Genomic DNA, 21,322 nt, shown 5'->3' on the forward strand with positions numbered 1-21,322 from the left:
ATCGAACATATAATTAATTGAATATGTATAACACTCAATAAACTATTAATTGGATTCAAACACATCAATGAATAAACACGAATTTCAAATACGCTACCGATTACATCAATTGAGTGGCGCGATTGCATCCGCACCTACATCGTATTTGGGACGCCAAGCGGCGGTGTTAATTCCGATTATTGAAATAGATCAGCAACTGCAAATTGTATTGACCCAACGAGCAATGCATTTACGTCATCATCCTGGGCAAATTAGCTTCCCAGGCGGTAAAGTTGAACCTACTGACTTAAATGCCATTGATACGGCATTGAGAGAGGCCCATGAAGAAATTGGCTTAAGCGCCGAAAACGTTGAGGTATTAGGCTTATTTCCGCCGCACAAAACATTTACGGGATTTGAGATAACGCCAGTGGTTGCTTTTGTAAAACAGCCCTTCGAGTTAATCATTGATCCGGGCGAAGTAGCAGACTGTTTTACCGTGCCATTAAGCTTTTTTATTGACAGAAATAATCGGCATGAGGTGTTTCATTATCGACATGGAAAACGCTATCACGTTCATTTTATGCCGTTTGAAGACCGTTTTATATGGGGAGTAACGGCAGCAATAATCGATTTATTATGCCGCCATGTCACGCAAGATTGATTTTGATTATCATTTAAATCATGTAACGAATGTATAGCCCAGCAGATTACGACACCTGCTGTAGCAATAGAAAAAGGATATTGACCAAAAAGCCAATTCTAGTGGTCGTTTGGCAAAAATAATCGATTTATTATGCCGCCATGTCACCCAAGATTGATTTTGATTATCATTTAAATCATGTAGCGAATGTATAACCCAGCAGATAACGACACCTGCAGTAGCAATAGAAAAAGGATATTGACCCAAAAGCCATTCCTCGTGGTCGTTTGTCAGTAATAATCGATTTACTATGGCGCCATGTCACGCAAAATTGATTTTGATAATATTTTAAATCATGTAACGAATGTATAACCCAGCAGATAACGACACCAACAGTAGCAGAGGAATATTGACCCAAAAGCCAATTCTAGTGGTTGTTTTAGCATAAAAGTTAACCAGCAAGTTTAAAAAACTCACGCCCGCACAACACCAGATTAAATACTCTAACTTAACCGTCAAATCGGGTTCCCAATAAAGACGCACAGACACACCTTTACTCAAAAAATACCCCACGGCGCGATCTGGCCTCGCCTCACCATAAATAATCAACGCATAAATGGCCAAACTCCACCCTAAAATCGATAATACGGTCAACACAACTTGCAAAGTACCTAATCGAGACATGTCCTAATCCTTGGTTTACACAATATGCCAACCTCATACCTCTTCATTAATTTTCACACTGATAATTAATTAAGATAGGAGTGATGACGGTAATCGGCATTGGCTTAACTTGCTCATTTGCCAAATATTTAACCGACTTAATCAAAAGTAACACAATAATCATTATAGAATAGCGTTTTAAGCTTGAGAAAAGCCACCAGCAAGGTAAGATAAACGCAAATTTATATTCATAATTCGATACGTTGGAGAATTAAGCAACAATGAGCATTACATCTGTCGCTTCTGTATTTAAAGGTGAACACGCAATCGGTTCGCAAGTCACTGTACGTGGCTGGGTAAGAACTCGCCGTGATTCTAAAGCTGGTATCTCTTTCTTGGCCGTTTACGACGGTTCATGTTTCGACCCAATACAAGGTGTCGTGCCAAATAGCCTAGCCAATTACAATGACGATGTATTGAAATTGACTGCCGGCTGCGCTGTAGTCATGACCGGTGAAGTGGTGGCTTCTCCTGGTGCTGGCCAAGCATTTGAACTGCAAGTCTCTGGCGTTGAAGTCACCGGCTTTGTTGATGACCCAGATACCTACCCAATGGCCGCTAAACGTCACTCTATTGAGCATCTTCGTGAACTTGCACATTTACGTCCACGTACCAACATTATTGGTGCTGTAGCGCGAGTGCGTAACTGCTTGTCACAAGCTATTCACCGTTTTTACCATCAAGAAGGGTTTATTTGGGTATCGACCCCACTGATTACCGCTTCTGATTGTGAAGGCGCTGGTGAAATGTTCCGAGTATCGACTTTAGACATGGAAAACTTACCTCGTACAGATGCTGGTAAAGTGGACTATGACAAAGACTTTTTCGGTAAAGAAGCGTTTTTAACTGTTTCTGGCCAGTTAAACGCAGAAACCTATGCTTGTGCTTTATCTAAAGTCTATACCTTTGGCCCTACTTTCCGCGCTGAAAACTCCAACACAACTCGTCACCTTGCAGAGTTTTGGATGGTTGAACCGGAAGTGGCTTTTGCTACATTAGATGATGCGGCTGAGCTGGCTGAAAAAATGCTTAAGTTTGCGTTTAATGCTGTGCTTGAAGAGCGTATGGATGATTTAAGCTTCTTCAACGAACGTGTTGATAAAACGGTTATTGAACGTTTACAAGCTTTTGTAAGCAGTGACTTTGCGCAAGTTGATTATACTGATGCAGTAGAGATCCTTAAAAACTGCGGCAAGACGTTCGAGTTCCCTGTTGAATGGGGCATTGATTTACAATCTGAACATGAGCGTTATTTAGCTGAAGAACACTTTAAAGCGCCGGTTGTAGTGAAAAACTACCCTAAAGACATTAAAGCGTTCTACATGCGTTTAAACGATGATGGCAAGACGGTTGCCGCCATGGACGTGTTAGCACCAGGCATTGGTGAGATCATTGGTGGTGCGCAACGTGAAGAGCGTTTAGATGTGCTTGATGCACGTTTAGCTGAAATGGATTTAAGCCAGGAAGATTACTGGTGGTACCGTGACTTACGCCGTTATGGCACAGTGCCTCACTCAGGCTTTGGTTTAGGGTTTGAACGTTTAGTGTCATATGTGACTGGTGTGAACAATATCCGTGATGTGATCCCTTTCCCACGTGCGCCACGTTCTGCAAACTTCTAATCCGCTAGTGTCATAGTCAATAGATGTTAAAACGCGCCTTTACGGCGCGTTTTTTATTATCTGATTTATGCCTTGAGCAACTCAAAATCAATGTCAGGCAAACATTCAAATCCGGGTTTGGCAAAAAGATAACCTTGCATTAGCTCGATACCGGCATTTTTTAACCAAAGATACTCCTCCATGGTTTCAATCCCTTCGGCTAAAACCGTGATATTGAGTTCGTGCATCATATTCAAGCAATGGCTGACGATGATCTGACGCGTTGTATTTAAATGAATATTGCGGATAAGCCCCATATCAAGCTTAATAATATCCGTTTGGAAGTCGGCTAATAAATTCAACCCAGAAAAACCAGAACCAAAGTCATCGGTCGCGGTTTTAAATCCTAACGCTTGATAATAATTAACAATTTTTTTGATGTGTTCGCTGTCTTCAATCTTTTCAACTTCAGTAAACTCAAACATAATCCGTTCAGTCGGGAATTGATATTTTTTAGCCGCCTCAAGCGTAGTGCGAATACAGCGCTCGGGTTTATAAATCGCATTCGGTAAAAAGTTAATGCTTAACATGGAATCGATCCGCAACTTTGCAGCTAAAGCGATTGCTTTGATGCGACAAAGTTGATCGAACAAGTAGCGGTTATCGTCGTTAACCTTAGCGATAATAGAATAAGCCGATTCATTATTGACGCCGCGCACTAGCGCCTCATAACCAAAAACGTCCATGGTTTGGCAATTGATAATCGGTTGGAATGCCATGGTAAAATCAAAGCCGAGCTCATTATCATCGATACAATGATTACACACTACTTTATCGCAATTTATATCGTCTGATGTCATATTTATACCAGTTCATTCTCTGTCGTTTGCGCATCAATGCGTCATAAGCAATTCAATTAAAGCACTTTACATAAAGTGTAGTCTACTAAGATTGGCTAGCTGTTTAAAATAATTTGCTCACGTAGTTGTTTAACTTCATCGCGAAGCGCTGCGGCTTGTTCAAATTCTAAGTTTCTGGCAAATTCGTGCATTTGCTTTTCAAGTGCATCGATTTGATGGCTCAAATCAGCAACACTGGTGTACGTTGCACGATTGTCTGCCACTTGTGCATATTTGCCTTGTTGTTTGTGCTGACCTTTGGCTTTTTTAGGATCGCCTACATCCATTACGTCGGTGATACTCTTCACGACGCCGCGAGGTACAATCCCAAGCTTTAAATTGTGCTGATGTTGTTTTTCACGTCGACGTTCAGTTTCACCCATGGCTTTTGCCATTGAGTTGGTGATTCTGTCGGCATAGAGAATCACTTTACCATTAACGTTACGTGCAGCGCGGCCAATCGTCTGAATAAGCGAACGTTCAGAGCGTAAAAAGCCTTCTTTATCGGCATCAAGAATACACACTAACGATACTTCGGGTAAATCCAGGCCTTCACGTAATAAGTTAATCCCGACTAACACATCAAAATGACCTAAGCGAAGATCACGAATAATTTCAATTCGCTCAACAGTGTCAATATCTGAGTGTAAGTAACGCACTTTAACGCCATGTTCGTCGAGGTATTCAGTTAAGTCTTCTGACATACGTTTAGTTAACGTTGTCACTAATACTCGCTCATTTACCGCCACGCGTTTATGAATTTCAGATAATAAATCGTCTACTTGGATCCCAACAGGGCGAACCTCAAGTACCGGATCAAGTAATCCGGTTGGACGAACGAGTTGCTCAGCAATTTCGCCATCACTTTTATCAAGCTCGTACTGGCTAGGTGTGGCCGAAACAAAAATGGTTTGCGGCATTAAACGCTCGAACTCTTCGAACATTAACGGGCGGTTGTCGAGTGCTGAGGGTAATCTAAATCCGTACTCGACTAGATTCATTTTACGGCTACGATCGCCTTTGTACATTGCGCCTATTTGTGGCACCGTCACGTGCGATTCGTCAATAATCAACAAACCGTCTGCAGGTAAATAATCCAGAAGCGTCGGAGGTCCTTCACCGGTGCCCCGCCCCGACAAATAACGTGAGTAGTTTTCGATACCTGAGCAATAACCTAATTCAACCATCATTTCGACGTCGTATTGCACTCTTTCGGTGATCCGTTGCGCTTCGATAAGTTTGTTGTTGTCGAGCAAGAATTGCCGACGCTCACGTAATTCTTCTTTAATGTCTTCTGTTGCCGCTAATATTTTTTCACGTGGAGTGACATAGTGCGTTTTAGGATAAATAGTGGTCCGCACGATGCGCTTATTTATTTGTCCAGTCAGTGGATCAAATTCGCTCAAACGTTCTATTTCATCGTCAAACAATTCAATGCGGATGGCTTCGCGTTCCGATTCTGCGGGGAATATGTCAATCACTTCACCACGCACACGATAAGTGCCACGCTGCAGTTCGATATCATTGCGCTTGTATTGTAATTCACTGAGGCGAATAAGAATGTCACGTTGCCCCATAAAGTCACCCTGACGGAGATGCAGTAACATTTTCATGTATGACTCAGGATCACCCAGGCCATAAATCGCAGACACAGAAGCAATAAGCACCACATCTTTTCGTTCTAATAATGCTTTGGTCGCCGATAAACGCATTTGCTCAATATGGGCGTTAACCGATGCATCTTTTTCAATAAAGGTATTTGAGGCGGGTACATACGCTTCTGGTTGATAGTAGTCGTAGTAAGACACAAAATACTCAACGGCATTGTGTGGAAAAAATTCTTTCATTTCGCCATAAAGCTGAGCCGCAAGCGTTTTGTTAGGCGCCATGATAATGGTTGGACGCCCCATTTGCTTAATCACATTAGCAATGGTGTAAGTTTTACCTGAGCCTGTCACCCCTAATAAGGTTTGGCTGGCAATGCCTGAGTGAAGACCCTCGACTAATTGATTGATTGCAGTGGGCTGGTCGCCCGCGGGCTCAAATTTGGACTCTAAGGTGAAAACTGACTCTGACACTGCATGACTTCCTTAATAATTGAACTGTTTATGATATACCTAAACGCTAATGGGTTGCGACTGTAAATATTGATATGCCTTGCTGCATTGCCAACCTAGCCATGACAAATAGGCGATACTAATAGATAACGAAAAATAAATACCGATAAATAAGCGATTTCAAAAGCTGAGCATTACTGGTTACGGGGATTGACGCTATGGTAACTAAAGTGATCTATTTGGGTGGTACTTTTATCAGATTGATATCTCTTCAATATAATTGAACAATGTACAGCACGGAATCGTTGAACTATAAATTAAACCCACTCAAGCACAAGCGTACTCGTTAGCGTAATGTCTGTATTTGCAGGACGATTACGATCGTTTACCGCCATACAAACATTGATTATGACAACGATGCGATCCTTATATAGACGTTATCGACACAAGCCGTTTGGTGTTAAATACCGCGTGTAAATTGGTGAAAAACTAAACTAAACTGCAATTTAATACACAATCTACAATGCAAACGGATTACAATTTTGCAATCCACAGAACAGTGAAAAAACAAAACAGTTGATTTTTGTATTCATTTGAATTTAATCAAGTTAATTTATCTCTAATGAATAAGTGCATTTTAAGTCCAAGCCTTGCTCAGTAAGGGATTGAAGAGCATTTATAGAAGAAGTCCACATGTTTATCCACAGATTTAGTGGATAACTCACTAAACACCAATGTGGGTGCGGGATAGCGCGATGGCAAGGTTCATAAAAACGTAAGAATGTTTTGATGAAATTTAATTACATTTGACATGCAATACGAAACAGCAAGACAATCGGTTCATTATTTCCTAATGTAAGAGTGCCCACAAACGACGTTAAAGGGTTTGATCAAAAGCAATATCAATTAACACATCGCGGTAGGTCATTTAAATTGTTAACAGTATTGGACATAACCTTATGTGTGCAATGAATGTAACCGAAAAATGGATGTAACCGAAAACTCACAGCTTCAATGCATGAGTGCTAACCCCAGTAGAGAAACAATCTAGGCTGCCAACGCCACTCATAAAACAGATAAATGCGCTCATCGCTACTGTCTTTTAAAAACTTATGTGCAATCAAAGCACAGACTCACTTTAGTACTTATCCATAGCGTGACCCAATAGTGGCCTCCCGAGGAGTCAATTACCTCGAGTTACGACTGGAATCAAAATGACACCTAAGTCATGAGCACCATGCTGCGCTTTTGATTTAACTCTTCTTTAATGAGCACAAGATCAACAAAGACTGAATTGAATATATAAGTGTTTCATTTTCTATTCATTGTTCAAAAATCGACATAAACGCCCAAAAGTCGTGCACGATGTGTATTTGATAACCAATTAGTCACATAAATGCGTTTTTTTTTATAACTCGAGTTGACTCAGTTACCAGAGCGTTTTACTATGCGCTCCGTTCTCAGCAATACATTGCTAAAAACGTTTCCCCAGTAGTTCAGTTGGTAGAACGGCGGACTGTTAATCCGTATGTCACTGGTTCGAGTCCAGTCTGGGGAGCCAATTTAGTATGTAAGTTTAGAATATAAGCGTAATTCCCCAATAGTTCAGTTGGTAGAACGGCGGACTGTTAATCCGTATGTCACTGGTTCGAGTCCAGTTTGGGGAGCCAACGTTTATAATTATCGAAATAATTCCCCAATAGTTCAGTTGGTAGAACGGCGGACTGTTAATCCGTATGTCACTGGTTCGAGTCCAGTTTGGGGAGCCATCGAGATAATGCATTTGAAATAATACGCTTCCCCAGTAGTTCAGTTGGTAGAACGGCGGACTGTTAATCCGTATGTCACTGGTTCGAGTCCAGTCTGGGGAGCCATTTCAAGTCAAAACAGTTCGATAGTAAATAGTTCAATCGTAATAATACGCTTCCCCAGTAGTTCAGTTGGTAGAACGGCGGACTGTTAATCCGTATGTCACTGGTTCGAGTCCAGTCTGGGGAGCCATTATTAACATCAGCTTCATTCCTCGTAAAAATTCTCTGTTACTCTATACCCTCACTTTCTTTTGAAACTTTATTGATTGATAATGTCGCTAACTTAATGTTTTCTACACAGTCATTCTACTCATCTAATTTACCTGTTTTTTCCTGTGATTATAGTGCTTTAGGTTAATAATAATTTAATACTACACCTGCTATAATATTATTGGTTAATATATACACTATTGTGACAACACATTTATCATCATGCCCATCCAGATGACACTGTTATTAACAACAGCATTTGGCTGAATGGCATAAATTGGCAACTCGTAAGGAATGGATGTTTTATGGGCTTATCAAAATCCTTTCAGCTGGTTCTGTTAATTGTTTTCGGCCTATTGGTTTTCCGTATTTACTCGGTTGAAAATAATGAAGTTCAAGAACAAGGTGAAATCGCACGCGCAAGTTATTTGCAATATGTGCAAACATATCGTAACTGGGATGGTGACGGCGAAGCCTTATATCAACAAATGTCGAGTACATTTACTTTTCAATTTTTCCAATTTATTCATAATACTGACAGCAATCTAAACTTCACTCACGGTAGCTTACAACGTCCAAGTGATGACTTTGCCAGCAAAATTTTCGATATTGAGCTCGGTCACATTGACTCTTTTCCCCAAGCACGCTTGCAAGTTCGATTAGACACATCAAGCGTACTTTCAGCGAATATTGCCGATCTTGAACAAACCGCCACCTTATTAATTGGTGCGTATATTCTGTTAATGTTGTTGTTTGCAGCATTAGTACAATTACATAAAAAACGCATTCGGTATGCAGCGGAGTACATTACACATATTCCTGATTTGTCTTTTTTAGCACTAGAACGTTCTCGTTTCCCTGGGGTTTTACGCCCATTAGGCAATGCCCTTGAAACTTGCCGTAGCCAATTGAAACTTAGCCTAGACAGAGTCAGAAAAGAAAACGAATTACTCACTAAAGCAGCTTACCAAGATCCCGTCAGTGGTTTTTCTACTCGGCAACGTTTTACTCAATTTTTAGAAGACTTAAGCCAATCAAATAAACAGCAATATGGCGTCTTAATCATGGTAAAAGCCGCAGAGCTTGCGAGCATTAACCAACTACATGGACGAGCCGCGGGTGATGATTATTTAGCTAAATTGGCTAATTGTATTCGTAAAGCGGTTTCATCATTAGGGGTAAATGAATGTTTTAGAGTCTCCAGTGGTGACTTTGCGGTCTTTATCGATGGCTTAACACTTAAAGAAGGTGAAAAATGTTTAGAGAGTCTTAAACGTCATCTCGATGAGTATGCTCAAAGTACTCGTAGTGATTCCATTGCCCATGCAGGCATGGTGCCTTATAAAGAAGGGTGTGAACCTTTAACGTTAATGGCATTAGCGGACACTGCAGTCAGCATTGCACAAACATTAGGGCCTAACCGATATTATCAACTTGAGAAGCTCTCTGGTGATGAGCAATTGGGTGATGACCATTGGAAAATTACCATTGATGACTTAATTAATCGCCGCAGCATTAACTTTTATCAACAACCTATTCAGCCTTGTAATAATCAAACAGACGTCTATCGTGAGCTGTTAGCACGTTTTTATAACGCTGAAGGTAAACACCTGCCTACGACCACAGTGATTGCGATGGCTGAGCGTTACGGTTTGAATGTCGAACTTGATAAAATGATTGTGATACAAACCATTAAAGTGTTAAGTGAAAACCCAAGTGTTATCGGCAACATGGGGGTCAACATTAGCGCATTATCGGCGTTACAAGATGGCTTTACCACCTGGTTAAAAGACCTATTGACCAAGCATCGTCAAATTGCATCTCGGATCATATTCGAACTTAATGAGTCTGGTATGCAAGCCAATTTAATTTCCAGTCATCAATTTGTCAGCGAAATGCATAAAGTCGGTGCTAAAGTGGCTATTGAGCGTTTTGGTTTAGGATTTACCTCGTTTAAATTTTTCCGAGAAGTGCGCCCAGACTTTATCAAATTAGACAGTAGTTATAGTGATAATATTGAGCAAGATAACAACAATAAGTTTTTTGTTCGTATGATTGTCGATATCGCTAAGCGTATCAGTATTCGGGTAATTGCTACCGGTGTTGAAAAACAAGACGAAAAATTAACGTTAGAAAAATTACTCGTTGACGGCCTACAAGGATATTACATTGCAAAACCTGAATTACTGGTCAAAAAACAGTAATTATTGTGTTATAAAAAGGTAAAATTGAGCATTTTATTACAAGGTTAAGCATTTTATGTTTAACCTTGTTTTTTATCCGTTGTTTCTCAACGCTAAACCTTAGATAATACTAAGATCTATTGGTCAAAAAAATGTAGCAATGACAGAGTACCTTCTTCTATTAATCGGCACAGTACTGGTTAATAACTTCGTCCTAGTTAAATTCTTAGGTCTATGCCCTTTTATGGGGGTGTCGAGCAAATTGGCGTCTGCGATTGGTATGTCAATGGCGACCACGTTTGTATTAACCCTCGCCTCAATTTTAAGCTATCTCACCAATGAATTTTTATTACAGCCTTTCGACCTCAGTTACTTACGTACCATGAGCTTTATTCTGGTGATTGCCGTTGTAGTCCAATTTACTGAAATGGTCGTACAAAAAACCAGTGCATCACTGCATCGTGCTTTGGGTATCTATTTACCGCTTATTACCACTAACTGTGCAGTATTAGGTGTGGCTTTACTCAATGTAAATGAAGACCATAACTTTATTCAATCTGCTATTTATGGTTTTGGGGCTGCGGTTGGCTTTTCATTAGTGTTGATTTTATTTTCGGCTATGCGTGAACGCTTAGCGGCTGCCGATGTGCCCGTCCCCTTTAAAGGCGGCGCAATAGCGATGATCACCGCTGGACTAATGTCGTTAGCGTTTATGGGGTTTGCGGGGCTGGTTAACTAATATGACAAGTATATTTATTGCCGTTGCTGTGCTGAGTTTATTGGCATTAGTGTTTGGTGTTATTTTAGGTTTTGCCTCAAAGAAATTTAAAGTCGAAGGTAATCCGGTTATCGATCAAGTCGAAGCCTTGCTACCGCAAACGCAATGCGGCCAATGCGGATACCCAGGTTGTCGGCCTTACGCTGAAGCGATTGCCAATGGTGACCATATCAATAAGTGTCCTCCTGGCGGTACTGCGACCATGGAGAAAATTGCCGAATTGATGGGGGTTGATCAAGAACCTTTAAATGCCGAAGCCCAATCTACAGTAAAAAAAGTGGCTTACATCCGTGAAGACGAATGTATTGGTTGCACCAAATGTATTCAAGCTTGCCCAGTAGATGCCATTTTAGGCGCGGGTAAACTCATGCACACCGTCATCGCCAAAGATTGTACGGGTTGTGATTTATGCGTAGAACCTTGCCCTGTTGATTGTATCGACATGATCCCTGTTGAAACCACTCTGCAAAATTGGGATTGGAAATTAAACACAATCCCAGTCAAGGTGATTCATTCTGAGCAAGAGGAACAAGCGTGCTAACGTTATTAGAACAACTTGATAAAGGGTCGTTGTGGCAATCTCCTGGTGGGATCCATCCTCCTCAATTAAAAACACTTTCTAATCAATCTGCGATTGCGCGCTTACCCCTTGCTAAGCGTTTTGTCGTACCGGTACCGTTAGTCGGTGAGCAAGCTACGTTGACCGTGGCAGTGGGCGATAAAGTGTTAAAAGGTCAGGCACTCACAGAAGGTGCTGGCTTTACTTATTTGCCGGTTCATGCGCCTACGTCAGGGCAAATTATTGCCGTAGAGCAACACGCAACTAACCACCCTTCTTCGCTTCCAACATTGAGTTGTATTATTGAAGCCGACGGGCAAGACACCTGGTGTGATTTAACCCCTAATAGTCTTGAGCAACTGTCTAAAGCGCAAATATTAGATAAAATCAAACTAGCAGGTATTGCAGGCATGGGCGGCGCGGCATTTCCAAGCCATGTCAAACTCAATCCTGCCAGTGAAATCAACTTAGTCATCATCAATGGTATTGAGTGCGAACCCTATATCACCTCAGATGATCGATTAATGCGCGACCACAGTGATGAAATCTTGTCTGGCGTAGGGGTGATTAACCATTTACTTAACCCTCAGCGGATCATTATTGCCATTGAAGACAATAAGCCTGAAGCAGCGCAAGCGATGCAAGCAGCGGTTAATCGAAGCGATTTGCCTAAAGGCGTCGTTCGTGTCACGGTTATTCCGACAAAGTATCCTTCTGGCGGTGAAAAGCAATTAATCCAAATTATTACCGGCAAAGAAGTGCCCAGTGGCTCTATACCTGCTCAACTCGGTATTGTGGTTCACAACGTTGGTACCGCCTATGCTATTCAAGAGGCGATATATCAGGGTAAACCGCTTATTGAGCGCGTTGTCACCTTAACCGGCGAACACATTGGCCAACCGGGTAATTATTGGTTACCCATTGGTACTACAGTAGCAGATGCATTGCAGTCGGTTCATTTTATCGAATCTGCCGAGCAGAAAGTCATTGTCGGTGGCCCGATGATGGGTTACGCCCTAGCTGAGTTAGATGTACCTATTTTAAAAGGCACTAACTGCTTGTTAGTACCAAGCCAAAATGAAATGGCTCCTGTTGTTGATGAAAAAGCCTGTATACGTTGCGGTGAGTGTGCAGTGGCCTGTCCTGCATTGTTATTACCACAACAACTTTTTTGGCATGCAAAAGCCGAAGAGTACGATAAAGCGGCCAGTTTTAACTTAAAAGACTGCATTGAGTGTGGTTGTTGCAGTTATGTATGCCCAAGTGATATTCCGTTAGTTGAATATTATCGCGTTGCTAAATCGGCATTAAAAATAGAAGCGGAAGAGAAACGTCAAGCGGAACAAGCTAAAATCCGTTTCGAAACACGCTTACAGCGCTTAGAAGATGAAAAGAATGCGCGTGAAGCGAAAGCCAAAGAAGCGGCCGCCAAACGTCAAGCAAGCATGAAGTCAACAGATAAAGACGCCGTTGCGGCCGCCATGGCGCGCATTGCGGCTAAAAAAGCGCAAGATGCGGCAATATCTTCAACAACTGCGTCAGTTGAAACAACAACACCAGCTCCGCTAACAGCAGTCGATCCTAAAAAAGCCGCAGTTAATGCAGCCATTGAGCGCGCTAAAGCCAAAAAAGCGGCCCAAGCAACAGCATTAAGCAGTGAATCGAATAACACAACACACGACACTGACGTTGTCGTCGATGACAAGCAAGCTAAGATTGCCGCCGCGGTTGCACGCGCCAAAGCCAAGAAAGCAGCTCAAGCCAGTCAAACCGACGCGACGGCAGCAGGTTCTGAGCCAGCAACTGAAACTCAATCAACAATTAGTATTGAATCATCAACAGATGCCATTGATGATAAAAAAGCCCGTGTCGCAGCGGCTGTTGCCAAAGCAAAAGCTAAAAAACTTGCTCAAGAAAGTCAAACTGACGTCACATCAGCAGCATCTGTACCAACATCTGAAATTGAATCAACGGTTAATATTGAATCACCAATAGATGCCATTGATGATAAAAAAGCCCGTGTCGCAGCGGCTGTTGCCAAAGCAAAAGCTAAAAAACTTGCTCAAGCCAGCCAAACCGACGTCACATCAGCAGCATCTGTACCAACATCTGAAATTGAATCAACGGTTAATATTGAATCACCAATAGATGCCATTGATGATAAAAAAGCCCGTGTCGCAGCGGCTGTCGCTAAAGCAAAAGCTAAAAAACTTGCTCAAGCCGGACAAACGGACGTGACGGCAACAGGACCTGTCCCAGCAACTGAAATTGTATCAACGGTTAATATTGAATCACCAATAGATGCCATTGATGATAAAAAAGCCCGTGTCGCAGCGGCCGTCGCTAAAGCAAAAGCTAAAAAGCTTGCTCAAGCCAGCCAAACGGATATAGCCGTTACCCCTCTTGAATCAACAGAAAGTGAATCAATAAATAATGAACCATTAAAAAATGAATCATTATTAGAGGCTATACCTGCAATATCTCAAGCAATAACAGATGATAACGTGGCTAGCTTGCACACTGAAACGACACCAACGTTTGAACATGAGACAGTATCTGTTAGCAATACCACTTCAGTCATTAACAATGACGATGCTGTTGAGTTAACCCCTGAACAAATCAAAAAAGCCAAAGTCGCGGCAGCTGTTGCCAAAGCAAAAGCGAAAAAGCTCGCTAACAGTGCTGAGCAAGAGGAACAATAATCATGGCATTTAAAATTGCCTCGTCACCCCATGTGAGCACCAGTTTACACACCAATACCGTGATGAAACGGGTGGCCTTATGCCTTATTCCGGGTATTGCAGTTCAAAGCTATTATTTTGGTTTGGGAACCTTAATTCAATTACTCTTGGCAGTGAGCGTGGCATACCTCGCTGAAGCTGCGGTAATGAAGCTACGTCATAAAAACATTAAAGCGACGCTGAGTGATAATAGCGCATTGGTTACGGCGTCATTACTTGCTGTTGCCATTCCGCCATTAGCGCCTTGGTGGTTAATTGTTATCGGGACCCTTTTTGCCATCGTCATCGTAAAACAACTTTATGGTGGTTTAGGCAATAATGTATTTAACCCGGCAATGGCTGCATATGTATTACTGCTTATTTCATTTCCCGTTCAAATGACCTCATGGGTTGCACCGCAAACCATTGCAATGAATCACGTTTCTTTGCTGACCAGTGTGCAAACTATTTTTGAAATCAATCACTCTTTTGCGCCTGAGTATTTTCGTTTAGGTATAGACGGCATAACCATGGCTACGCCTTTAGATACGCTCAAAACCGATTTATCCATGGGATTAACCACCACGGAAAGTTTAGCAAAACCTATATTCTCTGGAATGGCTGCTGAAGGGTGGTTTTGGGTTAATATGGCCTACCTTGCTGGTGGGCTTATCATGTTAAAACTCAAAGTGATACGCTGGCATATTAGCGGCGCTATCATTGCCAGTGTGTTTGTATGTGCCAGTTTCGGCTTTTTAATCAGTCCCGATACCTTTGTCAGTCCGTTAATGCACCTATTTAGTGGTGGCACTATGATAGCGGCTTTTTTTATCGCTACGGATCCGGTGACAGCGGCAACCAGTCCACGAGGTCGATTAATATTTGGCGCCATGATTGGTGTATTGATTTACCTTATTCGTACTTTTGGTGGTTACCCAGATGCGGTGGCATTTGCGGTATTGCTCGCCAATATGTGCGCGCCATTTATTGACTACTATGTCCGCCCACGTAGCTACGGTCATCGCACAGGAAATTAACCATGTCTATTAATGATAATCCGATGATTAAAAATGGCTTATTGTTAGCCCTGTTTGCATTGTGTTGCACGGGTTTAGTGGCGATCGTTAATGCCCTCACCCACGACACTATCGCACTACAGCAACAAAAGCAGCTAACCGAAACCTTAACTCAAGTCATTCCAACTCACTTACATGACAATGTGTTATTTGAGCAATGTATTTTAGTACACTCACCAGAGTTACTGGGCAGTAAAAATGCCTTACCCGCTTACTTAGCTTATAAGAATCAACAAGCTGTTGCGATTGCCATTGAAGCTATTGCCCCCGATGGTTATAACGGTGAAATCAAGCTGATTATCGGTATTGATAATGACGGCCAAGTATTGGGAGTGCGCACGCTATCGCATCAAGAAACACCTGGTCTTGGTGATAAAATTGAATTACGTAAATCAGATTGGGTGACTCACTTTAGTGGCAAACTGTTTAAAGATAATACGGACTTGTGGAAAGTGAAAAAAGACGGTGGTCAATTTGATCAATTCACTGGCGCCACTATTACGCCACGCGCCTATGTCAAAGCCATCAGTAAAGCGTTAAGTTTTGTAGAGCTTCATCGTCAAGATTTGTATAAAAGCCATGTAAAGTGTGAGGGCAACCATGAGTAATTATCGCGAAATAGCGAGCCAAGGTTTGTGGAAAAATAACCCAGGACTTGTCCAGTTACTTGGTTTATGTCCATTACTGGCTGTCACCGCAACCATCACGAACGCATTGGGTTTAGGGGTTGCGACACTATTGGTATTAATTGGATCCAACATCTTAGTATCATTAGTACGTGATTATGTACCAAAAGAAATCCGTATTCCGGTGTTTGTCATGATCATTGCAGCCTTAGTGACCTGTGTGCAATTATTAATTAATGCTTATGCTTATAATTTGTATATTTCATTAGGAATTTTCTTACCGCTCATCGTCACAAACTGCGTCATTATTGGTCGGGCAGAAGCATTTGCATCGCGTAACTCACTAGCGCATTCAGCTTTTGACGGCTTAATGATGGGCTTAGGCTTTACAGCAGTATTAGTCGTATTAGGCGCAAGCCGTGAGCTATTAGGCCAAGGCACGTTATTTGATGGAGCCGATTTATTATTAGGTGAATGGGCCAGTATACTGACAATACACGTCTGGCAAGTTGATACCCCATTCTTACTCGCCATGTTGCCACCAGGCGCATTTATCGGCATGGGCTTACTCATTGCCCTTAAAAATGTTATCGACAGCAGAATTAAAGCTAGGCAGCCTAAAGTGGAGTCTGTTGGAGTGACTCGCGCTCGGATCACTAAGGTAAGTTAACTACATTATTATGAATAAAGAAAAACGCATTCAGATATTAACGCGACTACGAGATAACAATCCAAAACCAGAAACTGAGTTGAATTTTTCCAGCCCATTTGAATTATTAGTGGCAGTGACATTATCAGCACAAGCAACAGATGTTAGCGTAAACAAGGCAACGGATAAGTTATTCCCGGTAGCGAATACCGCTCAATCGATTTATGACTTAGGTGTCGATGGGCTCAAGCAATATATCAAAACCATTGGTTTATATAACAATAAAGCCATCAACGTGATTAACGCATGTAAAATGTTAATCGATTTACACGGCGGCGAAGTCCCCGAAAATCGTGAGGCGTTAGAAGCATTACCCGGTGTTGGCCGTAAAACGGCTAATGTGGTCCTCAACACTGCCTTTGGCTGGCCTACGATAGCAGTAGATACCCATATATTTCGAATGGCAAATCGCACGAAGTTTGCACCCGGTAAAAATGTCGACCAGGTCGAGCAAAAAATGCTAAAAGTAGTCCCAAGCGAGTTTAAGGTGGATGTACATCATTGGTTTATTTTGCATGGCCGTTATACTTGTATTGCCCGCAAACCACGTTGTGGCTCTTGTATTATCGAAGACCTTTGTGAGTTCTCTGAAAAGATTTACCCTGAAGAATAGCCGCAAAAAAATGACCAATACACATAATGTGTTTTGGTCATTTTTTTATAATTCATTGTATGTTAACTCATCAACTAACATGCAATAAACTAGCGTTTTAGTCACAAGGATTGAATCTATTGATTACATCCCAAGTGATTTATCATTGAATCTTTGTCGCTTAATCTGTAGCACTGTTTAATACTGATTTAAAACATCGCCACAAAAAATGCGCTAAAACAAATTGCGATTACAACGGTAGTGCCTAAGGCCATTTTTAATTCTGTTGTCATTGTCTTGCCTCCATGTAGGTATAAAAGAAGAATAACGCCTTTTGCTTATGAACCCAAAAAATATCATCACAAATGTGAGCTAAAGCAAAAAAATAACGGTATTCATTTTAATGCTGTTATTTACTGGGTCGGATTATCCCGTTTTTTTGTTGAATAATGAGATTTAATACCGAGTTTTTAATAGCGCTCTGTTGAGTCTGATAAAATATAAATTGTTACAGATCAACAGACACTCATCTTTTCATTGTCATCTGAGCTTGATACAGTCAGGTATATTTTTATTTAAGAGAGAACATTATGTCGCAATTACTTCACACTATGATCCGCGTTGGCGATTTAGATCGCAGCATAACCTTTTACACTGACGTAATGGGTATGAAACTACTGCGTAAGTCTGAAAATGCTGAATACAAGTATACCCTCGCCTTCGTGGGTTTTGGTGAAGAAACCACTGGCCAAGCTGTTATTGAATTAACGTATAACTGGGGGGTAGACAGCTACGACTTAGGTAACGGTTTTGGCCATTTAGCCATAGGTGAAGAAGATATTTATGCCCGTTGTGACGCTATCACTGCCGCAGGCGGTAAAGTGACTCGCAAACCAGGTCCTGTTGCAGGCGGCACGACTGAAATCGCTTTTGTTGAAGATCCTGATGGCTATAAAATTGAATTAATTCAGAAAAAGTCAGCGACTTCGGCTTTAGGCTAAACGGTTCGCATATACATTTTATCATTAAGTATAACAAAGCCAGCAATTAGCTTAATGCCGATCAGTTAATAACTGAAGCTACACAACATAAAAAGATCTCTTGACCGATCTTTTCAGTCTGCCAAAATCCGATGATCTTGATTATCGGATTTTTTTATGGACGTTTCAGAAGCGCTTACCCGTACTTCAATTAACGACCAGATCGAATTCTCATGCCTTCCTGATGTCCATGAACCCGCTATTATTCAATCTTATCTAGACCCACATAATACCAATTCCAGCAATTATCTGGTCATTCAGTGGGAATTCTGTGTCTTCTAGGCAAGTAATAGGATTGTAGGCATAGTTGTTCTCGGCAACTGCTCCTGCGTTGCTCTACCTACTGCATCCATGCAGTCGTACCTCAAAATGCTATTAAGCAGTATAGAAGGCACAGAAACCCGCCTTGCAGGAGACACTCAGACTTTCCATTTCTTTGTTGCATCGCCTTAAAAGGGAATACCCATTCTTTCAACAATGCGCCTCAAACTGGAAAGTCTGAGTGGCTCTGATTGGTCACATAATTAATGGAAATGGTATAAGACTGAGAGACTTCCCATGGACGCTATGGTTTGGTCTGATATAGGTATGTATTTCGCAATGAACCCGTTCATTAATTGATTAAGAAGCTTGATATTGTCTGATCACGAAAAATTGATTATGTCTCGAGAAGTGCTGCAACACAGGGCAGCAAAATGTTGGGAAGTCATGTGGTTCGCAATATATTCTATCGCTCAGCCGTCACTTGGCATCAACGTGCTGAGCATCCTGATTGGTGTGATTTGATTATTTTTGGCGTTGATGGCGTGGTATAGCGAACTCCTGAAACGAAAGTAAATAGCCTAGATTTAGCGCGCACAGCAAACCGAGATCAAGTTAACGAATAAAAGGTCCAAAAAAAAGCCTCGTTGAAGAGGCTTTTTAGGGTAATCGTTACCACATTAAATCATCTGGAATAGCGTAATCTGCATACGGGTCATTAGCATCACTGACTTGCGCAACAGCATCTTTCGCTGCTTTGTCCCACAAATAACCACACCACTGAGGAACTAATAACTTCACGCGCTCAGCGAGTTTATGTGGCACCAGGTAGCTTTTGTCTTCGTAGCGTACAATTCCTAAAGTGCCATTAAGCAACTCGGCTTGAATTTTATCGGTAATGTACAACGAATAAATTTTGTTTTCTAAGGTGTAGTTAAACTTAAGCTCAGCATCTTTAGGGATCTTGATGGCAAATTGAGAAAACTCACTAATTAAGCCGCGCACTTGGCCTTTTTCAGACGCCTCTGCAAAGCGTTGTTCATTTAAGGCTTTGTCTTTTTTAGCCTGTTCTAATTTCTGCTCGGCAATTTGTTGCTTAAGCTCTGAACTGCCATCATCGACTTTGGCTTTTTTATTGCGACGTTGCTGGGTCTTCACATCGCGTACTTTTTGCTTGCTGGCAAGACCGGCTTTGAGTAATTGATCTTGTAATGCATTTGCCATGATTTGTTACCTTTAAGTAATAATGTTTATAAGCCATGTTTGGCGGCAATGTCGCCTAATTCGGTCATCGCAATACTGGCGCCACCTAATGACCAACCGCCATCAACGGGCAATACCACACCGGTAATGTACGATGCCATGTCGGATGCAAGAAATAATGCTGCGTTAGCAATATCTTGGCCTTTGCCGTTACGCTTTAATGGCACGCTATTAGCCACACGTTGTTGTAATTCATCACTGGGCGCTAAACGGTTAAAGCCTTCTGTGTCGGCAATTGGGCCTGGCACAATTGAGTTAATTCGAACCCCTTCAATGCCCCACTCTAGCGCTAAGGTGCGGGTTAACATATCAACACCCGCTTTTGCGGCACACACATGAACTTGCAGTGGCATCGCAATATAAGCTTGTGGCGCTGAAATTTGAATAATGCTCGCGCCTGGGCGCACCAATAACGGATAAGCTTGTTTAAGCACCTGAAAACTGCCAATCAAATCAATATCAATGACAGACTTAAAACCGTTATTAGACAATTTTGCAGCGCTTGCAGGGAAATTACCTGCTGCGCCACTGACCAACACATCGATTGTTCCAAATGCATCAGCAATAGTGCTAAAGCCAACGGTTAGCGCTTCATTATCGCGCACATCAAAACTAACACCGATATGCTGCGCTTGGGGATTGGCGTGCTTAAGTTGCTCTACTGCAGCATTGACTTTGTCTATGCTGCGACTGGCAACTGCCACATTGGCGCCGGCTTTGGCAAACGCTATCGCGACTTGCAGGTTGATACCTGATGTGCCACCAACCACAACCACATTCTTGCCTTCGTAACTAAAACCGTTGTCAGTAACCCCTGTGCTAGTAACCATTGTCATCCCTTATTGGTTTGTTTTGATTGACGATAAAATGTTTATACTTGAAGCGATTGATGTATCGCTTTTAGCGCAGCTAGCGGATCTGCCGCTTGTGTAATAGGACGGCCAATCACCAAATAATCCGAACCTGCTGCAATGGCTTGTGGTGGCGTCATGACCCGATGTTGATCGCCGGCATCGCTGCCTGCGGGACGGATCCCTGGTGTGACTAGGGTAAAATCCTGGCCGAAAGATGATTTAAGCAGTTTCGCTTCTTGAGCGGAACACACCACACCATCAAGACCAGCTTGATGAGTCAATTTAGCGAGACGCAATACATGTTCGAATGCGGGCACATTAATGCCAAGCAACGCTAAACCTTCATCCGACATTGACGTTAATACAGTCACTGCAATCAGTAAGGGTGCATCTTTACCAAACGGCACTAACGCATTTTTCGCCGCTTGCATCATGGCTAAGCCACCACTGGCATGCACGTTTGTCATCCACACACCTAAATCAGCTGCAGCGGCGACCGCTTTAGCGACAGTATTAGGAATGTCATGGAATTTTAAATCGAGGAATAAATCAAAATCACGACTGTGAATGTCTTTGACTAATTGGGGGCCAAATAAGGTAAACATTTCTTTGCCGATTTTTAAACGACACATGGTTGGATCGAGTTTATCAATAAAAGTCAGGGCATCGGCTTTATTGTCATAGTCGAGGGCAACTACAATGGGTTTATCAGTCATTTGGACTCCAGCGGCAATAGCT

At 42.0% G+C, this 21,322-nt stretch carries 17 protein-coding genes, 5 tRNA genes and 1 pseudogene; 17 read left to right on the forward strand and 6 right to left on the reverse strand.

The window, feature by feature from the left end; all coding sequences use genetic code 11:
• Window positions 1–67 precede the first annotated feature (67 nt).
• Complete coding sequence (locus tag ACROAE_RS11865; RefSeq protein ID WP_432401964.1) at window positions 68–643, forward strand: CoA pyrophosphatase; 576 nt, start codon at window positions 68–70, stop codon at window positions 641–643.
• A 327-nt stretch (window positions 644–970) separates the two neighbouring features.
• Here the strand turns inward: ACROAE_RS11865 and ACROAE_RS11870 are convergent, their stop codons facing one another.
• A complete protein-coding gene (locus tag ACROAE_RS11870; protein ID WP_432401966.1) occupies window positions 971–1,306 on the reverse strand; it encodes a hypothetical protein in 336 nt (111 codons plus the stop codon).
• 260 nt (window positions 1,307–1,566) lie between these two features.
• Between ACROAE_RS11870 and asnS the strand changes: the two genes are divergently transcribed.
• Window positions 1,567–2,967 carry an asparagine--tRNA ligase gene (gene asnS, locus ACROAE_RS11875; protein WP_432401968.1) on the forward strand — a complete coding sequence of 467 codons (1,401 nt, stop codon included), beginning with the start codon at window positions 1,567–1,569 and terminating at the stop codon, window positions 2,965–2,967.
• Between the two features lie 65 nt (window positions 2,968–3,032).
• Here asnS and ACROAE_RS11880 read toward each other — a convergent pair whose 3' ends face one another.
• Window positions 3,033–3,806, reverse strand: coding sequence for an EAL domain-containing protein (locus ACROAE_RS11880; protein ID WP_432401970.1), 774 nt, complete (start codon window positions 3,804–3,806; stop codon window positions 3,033–3,035).
• Between the two features lie 95 nt (window positions 3,807–3,901).
• A complete protein-coding gene (gene uvrB, locus ACROAE_RS11885; RefSeq protein ID WP_432401972.1) occupies window positions 3,902–5,923 on the reverse strand; it encodes an excinuclease ABC subunit UvrB in 2,022 nt (673 codons plus the stop codon).
• 1,464 nt (window positions 5,924–7,387) lie between these two features.
• Between uvrB and ACROAE_RS11890 the strand changes: the two genes are divergently transcribed.
• The 15 genes and pseudogenes from ACROAE_RS11890 to ACROAE_RS11960 form a co-directional block, all read left to right on the forward strand.
• A tRNA-Asn gene (locus ACROAE_RS11890) sits at window positions 7,388–7,463 on the forward strand.
• Between the two features lie 33 nt (window positions 7,464–7,496).
• A tRNA-Asn gene (locus ACROAE_RS11895) sits at window positions 7,497–7,572 on the forward strand.
• A 23-nt stretch (window positions 7,573–7,595) separates the two neighbouring features.
• Window positions 7,596–7,671: transfer RNA gene (locus ACROAE_RS11900), tRNA-Asn, on the forward strand.
• Between the two features lie 29 nt (window positions 7,672–7,700).
• A tRNA-Asn gene (locus ACROAE_RS11905) sits at window positions 7,701–7,776 on the forward strand.
• Window positions 7,777–7,827: 51 nt separating this feature from the next.
• Window positions 7,828–7,903, forward strand: a tRNA-Asn gene (locus tag ACROAE_RS11910).
• A gap of 325 nt (window positions 7,904–8,228) precedes the next feature.
• Window positions 8,229–10,127 carry an EAL domain-containing protein gene (locus ACROAE_RS11915; protein WP_432401974.1) on the forward strand — a complete coding sequence of 633 codons (1,899 nt, stop codon included), beginning with the start codon at window positions 8,229–8,231 and terminating at the stop codon, window positions 10,125–10,127.
• A 139-nt stretch (window positions 10,128–10,266) separates the two neighbouring features.
• Window positions 10,267–10,845: an electron transport complex subunit RsxA gene (rsxA, locus tag ACROAE_RS11920; RefSeq protein ID WP_188916400.1), complete on the forward strand. Its 579-nt coding sequence runs from the start codon at window positions 10,267–10,269 to the stop codon at window positions 10,843–10,845.
• A 1-nt stretch (window position 10,846) separates the two neighbouring features.
• Window positions 10,847–11,425 carry an electron transport complex subunit RsxB gene (rsxB, locus tag ACROAE_RS11925; protein ID WP_432401977.1) on the forward strand — a complete coding sequence of 193 codons (579 nt, stop codon included), beginning with the start codon at window positions 10,847–10,849 and terminating at the stop codon, window positions 11,423–11,425.
• Complete coding sequence (rsxC, locus tag ACROAE_RS11930; protein WP_432401979.1) at window positions 11,419–14,145, forward strand: electron transport complex subunit RsxC; 2,727 nt, start codon at window positions 11,419–11,421, stop codon at window positions 14,143–14,145. Before rsxB ends, rsxC begins: the two co-directional genes overlap by 7 nt.
• 2 nt (window positions 14,146–14,147) lie before the next feature.
• Window positions 14,148–15,200 carry an electron transport complex subunit RsxD gene (rsxD, locus tag ACROAE_RS11935; RefSeq protein WP_432401981.1) on the forward strand — a complete coding sequence of 351 codons (1,053 nt, stop codon included), beginning with the start codon at window positions 14,148–14,150 and terminating at the stop codon, window positions 15,198–15,200.
• A gap of 23 nt (window positions 15,201–15,223) precedes the next feature.
• Complete coding sequence (gene rsxG, locus ACROAE_RS11940; RefSeq protein ID WP_432402146.1) at window positions 15,224–15,847, forward strand: electron transport complex subunit RsxG; 624 nt, start codon at window positions 15,224–15,226, stop codon at window positions 15,845–15,847.
• Complete coding sequence (locus ACROAE_RS11945; protein WP_432401983.1) at window positions 15,840–16,535, forward strand: electron transport complex subunit E; 696 nt, start codon at window positions 15,840–15,842, stop codon at window positions 16,533–16,535. The genes rsxG and ACROAE_RS11945 overlap by 8 nt, the downstream gene beginning before the upstream one ends.
• A 10-nt stretch (window positions 16,536–16,545) precedes the next feature.
• Window positions 16,546–17,187, forward strand: coding sequence for an endonuclease III (gene nth, locus ACROAE_RS11950; RefSeq protein WP_432401985.1), 642 nt, complete (start codon window positions 16,546–16,548; stop codon window positions 17,185–17,187).
• 569 nt (window positions 17,188–17,756) lie between these two features.
• Window positions 17,757–18,167: a lactoylglutathione lyase gene (gloA, locus tag ACROAE_RS11955; RefSeq protein ID WP_432401987.1), complete on the forward strand. Its 411-nt coding sequence runs from the start codon at window positions 17,757–17,759 to the stop codon at window positions 18,165–18,167.
• A 579-nt stretch (window positions 18,168–18,746) separates the two neighbouring features.
• Window positions 18,747–19,018: pseudogene (locus tag ACROAE_RS11960) on the forward strand (transposase domain-containing protein); the annotation flags it as partial.
• A gap of 121 nt (window positions 19,019–19,139) precedes the next feature.
• Here the strand turns inward: ACROAE_RS11960 and ACROAE_RS11965 are convergent.
• Genes ACROAE_RS11965 through pyrF form a run of 3 tightly spaced genes read right to left on the reverse strand, consistent with a single transcriptional unit; the run spans window position 19,140 to window position 21,300 of the window.
• Window positions 19,140–19,691 carry a DUF2058 domain-containing protein gene (locus tag ACROAE_RS11965; protein ID WP_432401989.1) on the reverse strand — a complete coding sequence of 184 codons (552 nt, stop codon included), beginning with the start codon at window positions 19,689–19,691 and terminating at the stop codon, window positions 19,140–19,142.
• Between the two features lie 26 nt (window positions 19,692–19,717).
• Window positions 19,718–20,560, reverse strand: coding sequence for an SDR family oxidoreductase (locus ACROAE_RS11970; RefSeq protein ID WP_432401992.1), 843 nt, complete (start codon window positions 20,558–20,560; stop codon window positions 19,718–19,720).
• A 41-nt stretch (window positions 20,561–20,601) separates the two neighbouring features.
• Entirely contained in the window at window positions 20,602–21,300 is a 699-nt protein-coding gene (gene pyrF / locus ACROAE_RS11975) for an orotidine-5'-phosphate decarboxylase (protein WP_432401995.1), read from the reverse strand.
• Window positions 21,301–21,322 lie beyond the last annotated feature (22 nt).

The sequence above is a fragment of the Shewanella sp. MF05960 genome (genome assembly GCF_050849305.1).
GTDB lineage: Bacteria > Pseudomonadota > Gammaproteobacteria > Enterobacterales > Shewanellaceae > Shewanella.

Bases quoted from the DNA above. Each gene is read 5' to 3' on its own strand.
- gloA (WP_432401987.1), top strand. From the start codon at position 17,757: ATGTCGCAATTACTTCACACTATGATCCGCGTTGGCGATTTAGATCGC.
- pyrF (WP_432401995.1), bottom strand. From the start codon at position 21,300: ATGACTGATAAACCCATTGTAGTTGCCCTCGACTATGACAATAAAGCC.
- ACROAE_RS11865 (WP_432401964.1), top strand. From the start codon at position 68: ATGAATAAACACGAATTTCAAATACGCTACCGATTACATCAATTGAGT.
- ACROAE_RS11945 (WP_432401983.1), top strand. From the start codon at position 15,840: ATGAGTAATTATCGCGAAATAGCGAGCCAAGGTTTGTGGAAAAATAAC.
- ACROAE_RS11870 (WP_432401966.1), bottom strand. From the start codon at position 1,306: ATGTCTCGATTAGGTACTTTGCAAGTTGTGTTGACCGTATTATCGATT.
- ACROAE_RS11965 (WP_432401989.1), bottom strand. From the start codon at position 19,691: ATGGCAAATGCATTACAAGATCAATTACTCAAAGCCGGTCTTGCCAGC.
- rsxD (WP_432401981.1), top strand. From the start codon at position 14,148: ATGGCATTTAAAATTGCCTCGTCACCCCATGTGAGCACCAGTTTACAC.
- ACROAE_RS11880 (WP_432401970.1), bottom strand. From the start codon at position 3,806: ATGACATCAGACGATATAAATTGCGATAAAGTAGTGTGTAATCATTGT.
- nth (WP_432401985.1), top strand. From the start codon at position 16,546: ATGAATAAAGAAAAACGCATTCAGATATTAACGCGACTACGAGATAAC.
- ACROAE_RS11915 (WP_432401974.1), top strand. From the start codon at position 8,229: ATGGGCTTATCAAAATCCTTTCAGCTGGTTCTGTTAATTGTTTTCGGC.
- rsxG (WP_432402146.1), top strand. From the start codon at position 15,224: ATGATTAAAAATGGCTTATTGTTAGCCCTGTTTGCATTGTGTTGCACG.
- rsxA (WP_188916400.1), top strand. From the start codon at position 10,267: ATGACAGAGTACCTTCTTCTATTAATCGGCACAGTACTGGTTAATAAC.
- ACROAE_RS11970 (WP_432401992.1), bottom strand. From the start codon at position 20,560: ATGGTTACTAGCACAGGGGTTACTGACAACGGTTTTAGTTACGAAGGC.
- rsxB (WP_432401977.1), top strand. From the start codon at position 10,847: ATGACAAGTATATTTATTGCCGTTGCTGTGCTGAGTTTATTGGCATTA.
- asnS (WP_432401968.1), top strand. From the start codon at position 1,567: ATGAGCATTACATCTGTCGCTTCTGTATTTAAAGGTGAACACGCAATC.